At 73.1% G+C, this 15,014-nt stretch carries 7 protein-coding genes and 1 tRNA gene; 1 reads left to right on the forward strand and 7 read right to left on the reverse strand.

Annotation, left to right across the window (positions count from 1 at the left end; all coding sequences use genetic code 11):
• Positions 1 to 53 precede the first annotated feature (53 nt).
• Positions 54 to 126, reverse strand: a tRNA-Arg gene (locus P696_RS0130510).
• Between the two features lie 611 nt (positions 127 to 737).
• Here P696_RS0130510 and P696_RS0130520 point away from each other — a divergent pair.
• Complete coding sequence (locus tag P696_RS0130520) at positions 738 to 1,781, forward strand: M15 family metallopeptidase (RefSeq protein ID WP_026415310.1); 1,044 nt, start codon at positions 738 to 740, stop codon at positions 1,779 to 1,781.
• Positions 1,782 to 1,967: 186 nt separating this feature from the next.
• Here the strand turns inward: P696_RS0130520 and P696_RS0130525 are convergent, their stop codons facing one another.
• From P696_RS0130525 to P696_RS0130550, 6 genes are read right to left on the reverse strand one after another with little or no spacing between them, the layout of a single operon-like run.
• Positions 1,968 to 2,678: an ABC transporter ATP-binding protein gene (locus P696_RS0130525; protein WP_026415311.1), complete on the reverse strand. Its 711-nt coding sequence runs from the start codon at positions 2,676 to 2,678 to the stop codon at positions 1,968 to 1,970.
• Positions 2,671 to 3,618, reverse strand: a complete 948-nt coding sequence (locus P696_RS0130530) for an ABC transporter ATP-binding protein (protein WP_026415312.1) — start codon at positions 3,616 to 3,618, stop codon at positions 2,671 to 2,673. Before P696_RS0130530 ends, P696_RS0130525 begins: the two co-directional genes overlap by 8 nt.
• Entirely contained in the window at positions 3,615 to 6,269 is a 2,655-nt protein-coding gene (locus tag P696_RS0130535; protein WP_026415313.1) for an FtsX-like permease family protein, read from the reverse strand. Before P696_RS0130535 ends, P696_RS0130530 begins: the two co-directional genes overlap by 4 nt.
• Positions 6,266 to 8,923 carry an FtsX-like permease family protein gene (locus P696_RS0130540; protein WP_157430005.1) on the reverse strand — a complete coding sequence of 886 codons (2,658 nt, stop codon included), beginning with the start codon at positions 8,921 to 8,923 and terminating at the stop codon, positions 6,266 to 6,268. Before P696_RS0130540 ends, P696_RS0130535 begins: the two co-directional genes overlap by 4 nt.
• On the reverse strand, positions 8,920 to 11,568 hold the full coding sequence (locus tag P696_RS0130545) for an FtsX-like permease family protein (protein WP_026415315.1): 2,649 nt from the start codon (positions 11,566 to 11,568) through the stop codon (positions 8,920 to 8,922). Before P696_RS0130545 ends, P696_RS0130540 begins: the two co-directional genes overlap by 4 nt.
• Positions 11,565 to 14,870 (reverse strand): ABC transporter permease, encoded by a 3,306-nt coding sequence (locus tag P696_RS0130550; RefSeq protein WP_026415316.1) that lies wholly within the window; start codon positions 14,868 to 14,870, stop codon positions 11,565 to 11,567. The genes P696_RS0130545 and P696_RS0130550 overlap by 4 nt, the downstream gene beginning before the upstream one ends.
• Positions 14,871 to 15,014 lie beyond the last annotated feature (144 nt).

Genomic DNA, 15,014 nt, shown 5'->3' on the forward strand with positions numbered 1-15,014 from the left:
CCTCTGACCGGTGTTTTCACAGGTCAGAGGGCTCTTTGTGCTGCTTGATCTTGTGCCCCCGGCAGGATTCGAACCTGCGACACCCGCTTTAGGAGAGCGGTGCTCTATCCCCTGAGCTACGGAGGCTGGTCGGGCGTTCGCGGTAGAGCGTAGCGGACGTCCGGTACCAGGGTAGGGGACGGGAGGGGCGGGGGTGGAACCGAATTTGGGGACTAGGCCCTGTGGGGCGGAGGTGAGTACAGTTCGGTGCCGTGGTGGGTCGGCATCGTGGGTCGGCGCGGCCTCGGGGTGGCGGCGTCGGGCGGACGCCTCGGCGGTTCTGGTGGATCGCCGGGGGGACCGTGGTTCTCGTGGTGTTGGCCGGGGCGGTTCTTGTCGGGACGTCGTCGGGGGGACGGCCTGACGCCGTGAGCGTGCGGCCCTCGGTGGCGGCGACTCCGGAGAGTAATCCCACAGTGGGGGGTTATGTTCCGGCCCGGCCGAAGCCCGCGTCGCAGCCTCCGATGGAGGAGCGGAAGACCGTCCGGCCGAGGGCGTCCTCGCCGTCGCCGACGGCCACGCAACGGCAGGGGAGGCCGCCCGGCCAGCGTCGGGGGTGCCCGCCGGAGTGGGCGGACATCCCGTTCCTGCGGCACTGGTGCGAGCGACGTGGTCGCACCGTTGCCCCCTGATCACACTGGGACGTGTAGTAGCGTTCCTGCGGCTCTTCGGCTTCGGGCATCAGGAGGAAACCAGACGTGCCGATTCCCCGGTCGGCGGCGCTGATCGCGGTCCTCCTCTCGGTGGTCACGTTGGTGTCCCCCGGTGGATCCGCGGCGGGCGCGCCCCTGGATCGTGACGGCGACGCGGCCGAGCAGCTGCGCGCGGCGGCGAACAAGGCCCGGAAGGACCTGCTGGCGGCCACCAAACGCATGGAGGACAGCCGTCAGTCGATCGAGACGTCCCAGGCCAAGCTGCGGTCGACGCTGAAGAGCCTCGCCGAGGCGGACGCCCGGTTCGACCGGATCCGGCTGCCGCTGTCGCGGCTGGCGAACGCGTCCTACCAGCAGCCCGGAGTCGTCGGCTCGATGGCCGTCTTCGGGGCGGGCGGCGATGTCTCGGCGCTGCGCTCGACGGCCGATGTGGATCATCTGGCGGACGCGCAGAAGTCGCTCATCGCGCAGGCCACGCAGCTGCAGAAGCAGCGGCAGTCGCTGGCGACCTCGGCGCAGGAGCTCCAGTCGGACAACGCGGTCGCGCAGACGAAGCTGAAGCAGCAGGTGGACGGGCTGAAGCAGAAGTCGGCCCAGCTCACCAGGCAGCTGGAGGGCATGCTGCGGAAGCTCGACCCGGACAAGCGGCTCGAGCTGACCTGCGACAAGAGCCTGGCGTCGGAGTCCACGAAGTTCCCGAACGGGCTGATCCCCGACAAGTACCTGTGCCCGCTGCCGAAGAAGGGCATGATGCTGCGCGCGGACGCGGCGCTGGCGTTCTACAAGCTGAACGCCGCCTACAAGCGCCGGTTCGGGCACAAGATGTGCATCACGTCGTCCTACCGGAGCCTGGCAGACCAGCATCGCGTGTACGCGGAGCGGCCGGGGTTCGCGGCGGTCCCGGGTACCAGCAACCACGGTCTCGGGCAGGCCCTCGACCTCTGCGACGGCGTCCAGAACCAGGGCTCGACCCAGTTCAACTGGCTGCGGGCCAACGCCGGGACGTACGGCTGGTTCCATCCGTCCTGGGCCTACAGCAGCCCGTTCGAGCCCTGGCACTGGGAGTACGGGACCGACAGCCAGCACTGACGGCGGACGCCCAAGCGGTCGCTAGGGCGTGTCTCGAAGTCGGCGCCCGTGGCGAGCGGCGTCCAGGTGCGTGCATCGTGGGGGCGGAGGAGGGAGTCGGTCCGGATTTGGCCGTCGACCGACGACAACCCCGCGAGGTGCGCACCTGGGCGTCGCGTAGTAGGGCAGGTGGCTTCGAGACACGCCCTAGGTCCGGGCGGGGAGCGGCTCCTCGGTGACGACGCCGTCGGTGATCGCCAGGACGCGGTCGGCGTGCTCGATGACGATGGGGTCGTGGGTGGCGACCAGGACGGTGACGCCCTCGGCGGCGATCACGGCGCGCAACAGCGGCATGATCGCGCGTGAGGTCTCCGAGTCGAGCTGGCCGGTCGGCTCGTCCGCGAGCAGGAGCCTCGGCCGGGACGCCAGGGCGCGGGCGATGGCGACGCGCTGGCGCTGGCCGCCGGAGAGCTCGTAGGGACGCTGCCGGGCGTGGTCGGCGAGGCCGACGAGGGCGAGCAGGGTCTCGACGCGCCTGTCCCGTTCGGCGGGGGCGGTGCGGGCCAGGCGGAGCGGGACCTCGACGTTCTCGGCCGCCGACAGCACGGGGATCAGGCCGTGCGACTGGAACACGAAGCTGATCGTCTCGCGGCGCAGCCGGATCAGGCCGTCCTCGTCGAGGGAGGTGACCTCCTTGCCGTCCAGCAGGACGGTCCCGGAGCTGGGCGTGTCCAGGCCGCCGATCAGGTTCAGCAGGGTGGTCTTGCCGGAGCCGGACCGGCCCTTCAGGACGACCAGCTCGCCGCGGCCCACGGCGAACGAGACGCCGCGCAGCGCGTGCACCTCGACCCTGCCGGTCCGGTACGTCCGCACCAGGTCCGTGACCGTGAGGATGGGGTCGTGCCGGGTCTCACTCACTGGCGGTCTCCTCCTCGGCCCGGTGGACGGCCACGTGGTCGGGTTCCAGGTTCAGCCGGACGCGGTCCTTCATCGCGAGGGCGTCGATGAAGTGGCGCGGCAGCTGGACGCGGCCGACCCGGTCCAGGACGGCGTACTCCTCGGCGATCCGCACGGCGCGGCCGTCGGCGTCCACCGCGCTCCGCCGCCGGACCTCGCTGCTGGTCCGTCCGTCGCGGATCCCGACGGTCCGGTCGACCTCCTCGGACACGTGCGGGTCGTGGGTGACGATCACGGTGGTGGTGCCGAGTTCGGTGTTGACGCGGCGGAGCGCCTCGAAGACCTGCTCGGCGGTGGCGGAGTCGAGCTCGCCGGTCGGCTCGTCGGCGAGCAGGACGTCCGGCTCGTTGGCGACGGCGACCGCGATGGCGACGCGCTGCTGCTGGCCGCCGGACAGCTCGGCCGGGCGGCGGCCCGCCAGCTCGCCGACGCCGAGGACGCCGAGCAGCTCGGCGGCGCGGCTGCGGCGCAGGTTCCGGGACCGTCCGGCGAACCGCATCGGCAGCTGGACGTTCTGCTCGGCGGTCAGGTAGGGCAGCAGGTTGCGGGCGGTCTGCTGCCACACGAACCCGACCTTCTCGCGCCGGAACGTCAGCCGCTGCGCGGCCTTCATCGTCAGCAGGTCGACGTCCGCGACGCGGGCGACCCCCGCGGTCGGGACGTCCAGCCCGGACAGGATGTTCAGCAGCGTGGACTTGCCGGAGCCGGACGCGCCGACGATCGCGATCAGCTCGCCCGGGTCGACCAGCAGGTCGAGCCCCTGGAGCGCGACGACCTCGATGCCGTCCGCCTTGAAGATGCGGACGAGGTTGTCGCACACGATGTGCGCGCCCGTCCCGTAGACGGGCCCGCGGTCGGTCGCTCGGCGTTCCAGTTCCGCCAGGCTCGGGGTCTCGGTCATGTCTCCTCCCCCGTTCGAAGCACTTCGCCCAGCCGGTGGCGGGCGTCGAAGATCCGGTCCACCAGGACCGCGGCGAGCGCGACGGCCGGAAGGACCCCCGCGAACGCGACCAGATGCACGGGGTCCACGGCATGGTTGGTCACCGTGAAGCCCGAAGTGTAGGGGCGGAGGTCCATCATGGGCCCGGTCACGCGCGGCAGCAGGAATCCCAGCAGCCATCCGGCCAGGACGGCGCTCAGAACCGCGGGCCCGGCCTCGGTGACCGCCAGGAGCCTCCGCTGCCGCCTGCCGAGCCCGAGGACCTCCAGGTGCGCGACGGCGCGTCCCCGTTCACGCGCGCCGACGAGCAGGGTGAACAGCACCGTCAGCAGGCCGTACACGGCGACCGTGAAGGCGGCCTCGGCGAACGCGCGGTGCATGACCTGGGCCATGTGCCCGTGGGTCATGTCGTGCTCGATGTCGTCCTGGTAGCGGATGAAGCCCGCCTCGACGGGCGCGGCGTCCTTGTCGACGTTCTGGTGGGCGATCCGGGCCAGGGCGGCGCGGTCGATGCCGTGACCCTGGACGAACACCTGGGTCGGGAACGCCTCGAAGCCCTGGAGCAGCCGGTACGGGATGATCACGTACTTGGCCGCGGAGTCCAGGCCGGGGAGGTCCGGCGCGATGCCGCTCGGCCGGACGGTCAGGCGCGGGCCCGCGACCCAGGCGAGCGTGGTCGGCTTCGTCCCCAGGGACGCGGCGGCGGACGGGGAGGCCAGCGCGCCGTCAGGGGCGGCGGCGGCGTCCGGGACGTTCTTGGCGGCAGCGCCCGCGATCCGCTTGTAGGCCGCGAGGTCGACCGCGACGACGATGACGCGGGGGCCGCGCTGGCCCGCCGGGGCGCCGACGACGGCCTCGGAGACCAGGCGCAGCGGGACGGCCCCGGTGACCCCGCGCACGGCCCTCAGGCGTTCGGGGAGGCGGTTGTCGAGCCGTCCCGCGGTGATCCGCGCGTCGGAGCCGACGAGGTGCCAGGCGGCGGCCTTCTGGCCTCGGACGAGCGCGGTCCCGACGGCCGAGCCGAACCCCGCGACGGAGGTGGCGAGCAGCAGCACGACCAGCGGCACCAGCGTCAGCACCGGACGCCGCGACGCCCGCGCGAGCCCGATGAACCCGACCGCGGACCGGCCTCGTCCGAACAGGTGCCCGGTGAATCGGACGGGCCAGGGGAAGACGCGCAACACCAGCAGGCCCGCGCCGACGCCCAGCAGGACCGGAACGGCGGAGACCAGCGGGTCGGCGCCCAGCTCGGACTGGACGGTCAGCCCCCTGCGCCGCATCGCCGCCGTGGCGATCACGGCCAGGACGACGACCAGGCCCTCGACCACGAGCCTCCGCCGGGGCGACCTGGTCGCGGCGGTCTCCGGGCGTGCGGGAACCAGGGCCGCGTGCCGCTTCCAGCCGATCGCGGACGCCCAGGGGACGACGACGACCAGCACGGCGATCACCAGCACGAAGGAGATGGAGAGAGGCTGGAGCGGTCCGGCGCGGGCGAGCAGACCGAGACCGAATCCCAGGGCGACCGCGGGCAGGAGCACCGGGACGGTCAGCCACGACACCGAGCCGAACATCTGGGCGCGCGAGGCTCCTCGTGCGCGCATGGTCGCGAGCGCCCCGCGCAGCCGCTCGGCGAACAGTGCCAAACCGGTCAGCAGAGCACCGGTGAGGACGGCCGCCAGCCCCCCGAAGCCCAGGCCGGTGATCACCTGCGCGGTGGAGTACTGGCCCGCGAACTCCCTGATCCGGCCGTCCATCGGGGTCTGGACGGTGCTGGGGACGGAGTCGGACCGTCCCGTGACGAGGGACCGGTACCGGTCGAGCTCCGGGATCATGCCGCTGAGGGATCGCGCGGTGACGCGGTCCTGCCGGAGCGGGAAGCGCCAGACGTACTGGACCTCGGCGCCGAGCGCGCGCAGTGCCGAGTAGCCCTTCGGGCCCATCAGCGCCCCGCCGTACTGGAACTCCCACCCGAACCTGCGGTCGATGTAGACCCAGGGCTTGATGACCGCCTGGCGGGCCGTCCAGTAGGGGCTGTCGGGGTCGATCGCCTCGATCATCCCGGCGACGCGGAGCACGAGCACGCCCGCATCGGTCTCCACGCGGACGGGCGAGCCGACCTTCAGTTCGTAGAGATCGGCCACCTTCCGGGTGATGAAGGTTCCGGGCGGGCCGGGCGTGCCGTCCTGCTCGCTCGCCGGGTCGCCGGACAGGAATCGGACGTGGTCGCCCAGTGTGGGGTTGACGAACAGTCGGAGGAAACCGGGACGCTTCTCCCTCGGGCGCTGGACCTTGTCCTGCCCGATGTAGGCGTAGGAGTCGACGTCACCCGCGGCGTCGGCGAGCCGCGGCGGCAGGAGGCCGCGCCAGCCGACGCCCTGCCTGACCAGCTCGTCGGGCGCGGGGATCTTTCCGAACGCCGCAGCCCCCTTGGCGTGGCCGGTGACGTTCACCGAGGCGTCCGGGCCCGCCGCCGCCACGGCGGCATGGTCGAAGCCGTTGACCACGCGGGCCGGAACGACCACCGCGAGCCCGCTCGTGAGCGTGACGAGGACGGCCAGCGCGAGCAGCGTGGGCAGGCGCGTCCGAAGCGACCGCAGCCCGGGCGCGCTCACCCCTCCTCCCCCGTCCGGAGGACTTCGCCCAGCCGGTGGCGGGCGTCGAAGATCCGGTCCACCAGGACCGCGGCGAGCGCGACGGCCGGAAGGACCCCCGCGAACGCGACCAGATGCACGGGGTCCACGGCGTGGTTGGTCACCGTGAAGCCCGAAGTGTAGGGACGCAGGTCCATCATGGGCCCGGTCACGCGGGGCAGCAGGAGCCCGAGCAGCCATCCGGCCAGGACGGCGGACAGGATCGCGGGCCCGGCCTCGGCGATCGCGAGGAGTCTCCGCTGCCGCCTGCCGAGTCCCTGCACCTCCAGGTGCGCGACGGCGCGTCCCCGTTCACGCGCGCCCACGAGCAGGGTGAACAGCACCGTCAGCAGGCCGAACACGGCGACCAGGAGAGCGCCCTCGGAGAATGCGCGGTGCATGACCTGGGCCATCGGTCCCTGGACCATGGCGCGTTCGATGTCGTCGTGGTACCGGATGAAGCCCTCTCCGACGTTGCCCGCCCCCTCGGGCAGCCCTTGGTTCGCGGCCCGGTCCAGGGCGGCGCGGTCGATGCCGTGCCCCTGGACGAACACCTGCGTCGGGAAGGCGTCGGCGCCCTGGAGCAGCCGGTACGGGATGATCACGTAGCGGTCGGCGGAGTCCATGCCGGGAAGGTCGGCCGCGATCCCGCTCGGCCGGACGGCCACGCGCGAGCCGCCGACCCAGGCGAGCGTGGTCGGCTTCTTTCCCAGGAACGCGGCGGCGGACGGTGAGGCCAGCGCGCCGTCCGGTGCGGCGGGAGCGTCCGGGACGTACTTGGCGGACCCGCCCGCGATCTTCTTGTATGCGGCGAGATCGACCGCGATGACGATGACGCGGGGGCCGGGCTGGCCCGCCGGAGCCCCGACGACCGCCTCGGGGATCGTGCGCAGCGGGACGGTGCCGGTCACCCCGCGCACCGACGACAGTCGTCCTGGAAGGTCGCGGCCGAGGGCCCCGGCGGTGATCCGCGCGTCGGAGCCAACGGAGTGCCAGGCGGCGGCCTTCTGACCTCGGACCAGCGCGGTTCCGACGGCCGAGCCGAACCCCGCGACCGCCGTGGCGAGCAACAGCACGATCGTCGGCACCAGCGTCAGCACCGGACGCCGCGACGCCCGCGCGAGCCCGACGAACCCGACCGCCGACCGGCCGCGTCCGAGCAGGCGTCCGGCGAACCGGAGCGGCCAGGGGAGGACGCGCAGCACCAGCAGCCCCGCGCCGACGCCCAGGAGGACCGGCACAACGGAGAGCAGCGGATCGGCCCCCAGCTCGGACTGGACGGCCAGGCCCCTCCGCCGCATCGCCACCGTGGCGATCACGGCCAGGACGACGACCAAGCCCTCGAATACGAGCCTCCGCCGGGACGGCCTGACCGCGGCGTTCTCAGGGCGCGGTGAGGCCCCGGCAGCGCCCCGCCGCCGCCAGCCGACCGCGGACGCCCAGGGAACGACGACGACCAGGAGGGCGATCCCCACCGCGAGATAGGCGGAGAGGAGCTGGTGCGGCCCGGCGTGGATGAGCCAGCCGAGGCCGTAGCCCAAGGCGACTGCGGGGACGAGCACCGGCGCGGTCAGCCACGACACCGTGCCGAACAGCTGTGCCCGAGAGGCTCCTCGTGCGCGCATGATGGCGAGCGTCCCGCGCAGCCGTTCAGCGAACAGCACGAGGCCGGTCAGCACGGACCCGGCCAGGACGGCCGCCAGGCCCCCGAAGGCGAGGCCGGTGATCACCTGCGCGGTCGAGTACTGCCCCGCGAACTCCCTGATCCGGGCGTCCATCGGGGTCTGGACCTCGCTGGGAACCGAGTCGGACCGTCCGGAGACCGACGACCGGAAGCGATCGAGCTCCGGGACCATGTCGCGCAGGGACGCGGCGGTGACGCGGTCCTGCCGCAGCGGGAAACGCCACGTGTAGTTGACCTCCGCGCCGAGCGCGCGCAGGGCGGAGTAGCCCTTCGGCCCCATCAGCGCCCCGCCGAACTGGCGCTCGTACCCGCTCCTGGGATCGACGTAGATCCAAGGCTTGGTGACCGCCTGGCGGGCCGTCCAGTAGGGGCTTTCGGGGTCGTTCGCCTCGATGATCCCGGCGACGCGGAGCGCGAGCACGCCCGACCCGGTCTCCACGCGGACGGGCGAGCCGACCTTCAGCTCGAACAGCGCGGCGACCTTCTGGGTGATGAAGATGCCGGGCGGGCCGGGCATGTTGTCCTGCTCGCTGTCCGGGTCGCCGGAGAGGAACCGGACGTGCGATCTCAGGGAGGGGTTGACGAACAGGCGGAGGAAGCCGGGACGCTGCCGCTTGGTGCGCTGGACCATGTCCGGCCCGATGTAGGCGTAGGGGTCGACGTCGTCCGTGGCGCGGGCGATTCCCGGCGGCAGGAGGTTGCGCCAGCCGACGCCCTGCCTGACCAGCTCGTCGGGCGCGGGGATCTTGCCGAACGCGTTGCCCCCCTTCGCGCGGCCGGTGACGTTCACAGCACCGTCAGGCCCCGCCGCCGCCACAGCGGAACGATCAAAACCATGGACGACACGAGCCGGGACGACCACCGCCAGCCCGGTCGTCAGCGCGATGAGGACGGCCAGAGCGAGCAGCGCGGGCAGGCGCGTCCGAATCGACCGGAATGCGGGCGCGCTCAACCTTCCTCCCCCGTCCGCAGCACTTCGCCCAACCGGTCTCGGGCGTCGAAAAGCCTGTCCACCAGCACCGCCGCCAGCCCCGCGACCAGCAGGGCGGCGGCGAGCGCGACCAGGTGCAGGGGTTCGACGGCGTGGTTGGACGCGGCGAACCCGAGGGTGTACGGACGCAGGTTCACCACCGGTCCGGTCAGCCTGGGCAGCGCCATGCCGACGAGCCAGCCGACCAGGACGGCGCACACGACGACCGGCCCGATCTCGATGAGCGCGAGCGTCCGGCGCTGCCTGCGGCTCAGTCCGAGGACCTCCAGGTGCGCGATGGCCCTACCGCGTTCGCGCGCGCCCACGAGGAGGACCAGAAGGATCGACAGGAGGCCGTAGGCCACGACGACGAGCGCGCATTCCGCGAACGCCCGGTGGACGACCTGGACCATCGGGCTCTTGCGCAGGGTGTGCTCGACGTCCCCCTGGTAGCGGATGAAGTCGCCTCCGATCGAGTTGCTCGCGAACCCCGGGACGTTCTTCCGCGCGACGCGGTCCAGGGCCTTCCGGTCGATGTCGTGGCCCTGGACGAACACGCGCGTGGGGAACGAGTCGAAGTTCCTGAGCATCCGGTACGGGATGATCACGTACGGGGTGGTGGCGTCCTGGCCGGGGAACCGGTTCACGATCCCGGCGGGCCGGACGCGCAGCGCGTTGTTGAACCAGTTCAGCGTGGTCGGCTTCGTCCCGACGTACTGGACGGCCGCCGGGGACACCAGCATGCCGTCCGGGGAGGCGGGGGTCGGCGGGACGAACCGGGCCGCGCCGCCCGCGATGGCGCGCAGGGCGTCCAGGTCCACGGCGAGGACGGTGATCTGGACCTTGCCCCGCTCGCCGCCCGCGCCGCCGATCCCCGCGTCCGGGATCGACCGCAGCGGGACGACGCCGGTGATGCCGCGCACCGACCTCAGCTGCTCCGGCAGCCGGTAGTCGAACTGGGTGGCGGTGAGCCGCGCGTCGGAGCCGACCGAGTACCAGGCGGCGGTCTCCTGGCCGCGGCCGAGGGCGGCGTCGACGGTCGCGCCGAACCCGGCGACGGCCGCCGCGAGCAGCAGCACGACCAGCGGCAGGACGGTCACGACCTGCTGCCGCGAGGCCCGCGCGAACCCGACGAAACCGACCATGGAACGGCCGCGTCCGAAGAGCCGTCCGGCGGCGCGCAGCGGGAAGGGGAAGCCACGCAGGACGATCAGCCCGGCCGCGACGCCGAGCAGCACCGGGACGGCCCAGATCAGCGGGTCCGAGCCGAGTTCGGCCTGGGCCGCGAGGCCACGGCGGCGCAGGAGGAAGAGGCTGATCAGGGCGACCCCGAGCACCAGCAGCTCCAGCACGAGCCGCCGCCGGGACGCCTTCGGCGTGCCGGTCTCCGGACGGCTGTGCGGCATCGTCCCGGCCCGGTTCCGCCGCATGGCGAGCGCGCACGGGAACGCGACGGCGAGCACCCCGATCAGGGCGGCCATGTAAACCGAGACCATCCGCATGGGTCCGGCGTGGACGAGCAGGCCGATCCCGTATCCGACGGCCGCCGAGGGCAGGAGCACGGGCACGGTCAGCCAGCTGACCGTCCGGCACAGCTGGAACAGGGACGCGCCTCGTGTGCGCATGGTGGCGAAGGTCCCGCGCAGGCGTTCGGTGAACAGCGCGAGGCTGAGCAGCAGCGCGCCGACGAGGACGGCCGCGAGGCCGCTGAAGGCCAGCCCGGTGACGACCTGGGCGGTGGCGTACTGCCCGGCGAAGTCGGCGATCCGGGACTCCAGCGGGGACACCATCTGGCATTCGAAGATGTCCTGCCGCCCGGCGACGGCGGACCGGTAGCGGTTGATGTCGACCGCGAGGCCGCGCATGTCCGAGGCGTCGAGCCCGGACGGGTTGAGCCCGAAGCGCCAGGTGAACCGGAACTTCCCGCCGTGCTTCGACAGGTACTGCGAATAGCCGCTGTAGTTCGTCAGCGCGCCGCCGACCGTCCACTCCCCGCCGTTGCTGTCGACCTCGATGTGGGGGGTGACGGTCGATCCGCGGCTCGTCCAGTAGCCGTTGTCGGGGTCGGTCGGCTCGATGATCTGGGCGACGGTGAACGAGACCTCGGTCGGGCCCTCCCCGATCCGGACGACGGAGCCGACCTTGAGCCCGAACAGCTCGGCCGTCGGCCGGGTGAGCGCGAGTTCCGGCCGCTGCCAGCTGAGGCCCTCCGCCCCCTGGACGACCCGGTAGGGCCCGGTGTTCAGGGCGTTCGCCACGAGGTCGAGCTTCGCGGCCCGGGGCGTCTGGGGATTGGCGAGGTTCGGTTTGTCCGGCGTGATCGCGAACGGATCGGCTTCCAGCGTGGCGCGCCGGAGCCGGTCGGGCATCATCCCGTGCCACCTGGCGCCCTCGGGCACCATGGCGTCGGGCCTGACGAACCCGGTGAAGGCGGCCCGCTCGCCGGCGACGCCGACGACGTTCACCGACCCGTCCGAGCCGAGGACGTCGACCGCGGCCTTGTTGTAGCCGGACACGACGCGGGCGGGGAAGACCACGGCGAGCGCGGTCGTGACGGCCGTCAGGACGGCCACGGCGAGCAGCGCCGCCCAGTGCGTCCGGACGAGCCGGAGCCGGGGCCCGCTCACCGGTCCTCCCCGGCGCGCAGGTCGCCGCCGAGGCCGCGCTTTCGCAGCACCCGGATCACGACCATCAGGACCAGGCCGAGCATCACCGCCACCCCGGCGGCCAGGCCGAGCACCGCGAGCCACGGGACGCTCAGCGCGGCGGGCGGGTACGGCGGCGCGGCCTGGACGGTCAGCACGATGTGCGGCACCACGAGTTTCGCCACGACCAGGCCGAGGACGAGCCCGCCGACCAGGCCGAGCCCGACCAGGATCGCCTGCTCGACCGCGAGCATCCCGGAGACCTGGCGCTGGTGCAGGCCGAGCGCGCGCAGCACGGTGAACTCGCGGGACCGCTCCCGGACGGCCACCGCCGCGTTGACGGTGAACGCGATCAGCGTGAACGCGAGCGCCGCGCCGAAGCCGAGGAGCAGCGCGCCCTGGAGGGACGCGGCGAGCGGCGCGTCCCTCAGGTCCCTGCGCAGCTGGACCCGGTCGGCGGCGACGTCGCCGAGGCCCTCGCGGGACTTCACCGCGTCCACGGCCGGGCCGGTCCCGCCGCCCGGGACCGACAGCCACCACTCGTCCGGGTCGGCCGCGTCGTCGCCGGCGGTGCCCGTGGCCTGCCACTTGTCGGAGAGGGTCTGCAGGTCGACCAGGGTGCCGTCCGTCCCCGCGTCCAGGCCGGGGATCGCCCGGGCGATCCCGATGACGCGGACCGTCTGCCTGCCCCGGGCGAGGTTCAGCTCGATGGTCTCGCCGACCTTGGCGTGCGAACGGTCGGCGAGGGACCGGCTGATCACGCCGGGGACGGTCGGCATCGGCTGGGGGACGCCCGGCTGGTTGTCGTGCGACGGGCCGTCGCCGTGCGCGACGAACATCGACACCCGGGCCGTGGGCGCGGCCGGCGGCAGGCCCACGAGCTCGGTCGCCGGGATCGCGGAGGTCAGGACCACGCCGGGATTCTGGGTCGCCTTCACCGCCACGGCCTTCGCGGCGACGCCGCTGCCGTCGTCCCACCACTGGTCCCACGTCCCGCCCTGCGGGAGCACGGCGGGGCCGCCGCCCGGGCCCTCGCCGCGCACGGCGACCACGTCGAGGCTGAGCGCTCCGTGCAGGGGGTTCTGGCTGTCCAGCCAGCGCAGGCCGCGCAGCGACAGCGGGTAGGAGATCGCGCCCTGGGGACCCGCGAGGGACGTCACGTCCACCGTCAGGCTCTGGGTCCTGCCGTTCGCCTTGAGGCCGGTGAGGTCGACCGGGTAGCTGACGCCCCGCGCGTCCGTGAGGACGGCGGTGATCCCGTAGCCGGGGGCGTACGGGTCCCAGGGGCCGTAGAAGCCTCCAGATCCGAGGGGCTTCGCCTCCTCCTTCGAGGTCAGCCGCAGGTCCAGGCCCAGTTTCGTGGGACGTCCGGGCAGGGTCATCAGGTGCGACGGGGGACGGGTGGCGGAGAGCGCGCCCAGCTTGAGGGACCGGGTCAGGTCCGGGCGCACGCGCAGCGCCTTGGGCAGGATCCTGGTGTCGGCGGCGACGAGGAAGCCTTCGGCGGTGCCGTAGGCCGCGCCCTGCCGCGCCACCGGGACGGCCTCCTTGACCCCGGGCAGGGAGGCGTAGCGCGCGCCGCGTCCGAGAGGTCCGAGCGTGAGGTCGCCGGACGGTTCGCTGACGCGCACGTCGGCGGCGGCGCGGAAGTCGGCCTGGTCCTTCTGCGAGAGCCGCCACGTGCTCATCGTCGTGGCCGACAGCACCCCGACCGCCATCGCGAGGACGAGCAGCAGCGCGGGCCCCGCGTACCGGAGCGGACGGCGCGCCACCTGCCGCGCGCCCAGCGCGGGCGCGAGGCCGCGGCCACGCGTGGTGAACCGTTCGGCGGCGCGCGAGGTGACCGGGACGAGCCGCAGCAGCAGCACGCCGCCCGCGAGCAGCGCGAGCGCCGGGCCGGACACGATGAACGGGTCGATGCCGCCCGCGCCGGACGCCCGCGGCGTGCTGTTGTAGCGGGTGAGCTGCCAGACGCCGAGCCCGGCGACGACGAGCAGCGCGAGGTCCGCGCCGGTGCCCGCCCACGCGCCGCGGCGGCCCCGGCTGATCGCGGCCTCGGTCTCCACGAACGTCCCCCGGACGGCGCGCAGCGTCGGGACGGTCACGGCGGCCACGAACGCGAGCGCGGCGGCTCCGGCGACCGTCCAGAGCGTGCCCGGCGACCCGGCGCTCAGCCGTATCCCGGTCGCGCGGACGGCGGGCGCGTGCCCCGCGAGCCGCAGCAGCGGATCGGCGAGCAGCGGCCCGAGCAAGAGGCCGGGCAGGATCACGGCGCCCCCTTCGGCGACCGTGATCCCAGCGAGTTGCCGCATCCCGGCGCCGCGCGTGCGCATGAGGGCGAGCTCGGTGCGGCGATGGTCGGCGAGGAGCCGCGCGACCAGCAGCCACGCGTACCCGGCGAGCAGGATGAGCTGGAGCACCGGCACGAACATCGTGGACCGGGCGACCAGGACGGCGCTGGAGAGCTGGTCGGCGAGTTCCGGCAGGTCGCTGGCGACGGCGAAGGTGGTGCCGTCGCCGTACTTGCGCAGCGTGTTCGTCGAGTCCTGCATGCGCTTCCCGAGCGCCCGCAGGCCGGAGACGTCCAGGTGGGACAGGTCGTTGCGGACGAACCAGGTCTGGGAGCCGCCCGCGGCGGAGAACTTCGACCGGTACACGTCGGGCGTCAGGACGAGCGGGCCGTGCGTCGTGTAGTTCTGCTGCTCGATCCCGGTGGTGACGAGCCTGTCGCGGTGCCAGAGATAGTCGTCCTGGCTCCGCGTCTCGAACGTCCCGACGAGCCGCACCTTGATGGCGGAGGTCTTGTCGACGCGTCCGTGGACGGTGAAGACCGCGCCCGGCCGCAGCTTCGTCCTGCGGGCGGCGGCGGCGGGCAGGACGGCCTCGGCGGTGCCGTCGGAGGTCGCGGCGGGCCAGCGTCCGGCGGTCAGCTTCGCGTGCTTGTCGATGCCCGTGTAGGTGGCGAACCGCGTCAGCTCGGGATGCTGGGCGCGCTCCTGGCCGGGCAGCGTGTAGGAGTCGCTGCGCGCCGTCGTCTCCAGCTGGTACGGGATGCTCCCGTACGCCCGGCGCAGCGCCTGGTCGAGTTGCCTGGTCGTGTCGCCGCTCTGTCCCGGCAGGACGCTCACGACCGCGGTCGCGCCGATCTGCGCGTTCTGCGCGAGTGTGCGGCGCAGACCGTCACGGGTCACCGCCCCCGCGTATCCGACGAGCGCCGCGAGCACCGTGGTCGCGAAGAGCGCCGTGGCGCAGGCCGCCAGGACCAGGGTCCGGTCGCTGGCCATCCGCCGTAGTACCAGCCCCGGATGCCACATAGAGGCTGATGATCAGCTGAAGCCGACCGTGCCACAAGCCCCTGTCATGGTTTCTTGGGCAAACCGCAACCTTTGCCAGTTAACCGCGACAGATCCCCCACTATCGGTCCGTCC

Source organism: Actinomadura oligospora ATCC 43269 (assembly GCF_000518265.1).
Taxonomy (GTDB): Bacteria; Actinomycetota; Actinomycetes; order Streptosporangiales; family Streptosporangiaceae; genus Spirillospora; species Spirillospora oligospora.

Bases quoted from the DNA above. Each gene is read 5' to 3' on its own strand.
- P696_RS0130530 (WP_026415312.1), bottom strand. From the start codon at position 3,618: ATGACCGAGACCCCGAGCCTGGCGGAACTGGAACGCCGAGCGACCGAC.
- P696_RS0130550 (WP_026415316.1), bottom strand. From the start codon at position 14,870: ATGGCCAGCGACCGGACCCTGGTCCTGGCGGCCTGCGCCACGGCGCTC.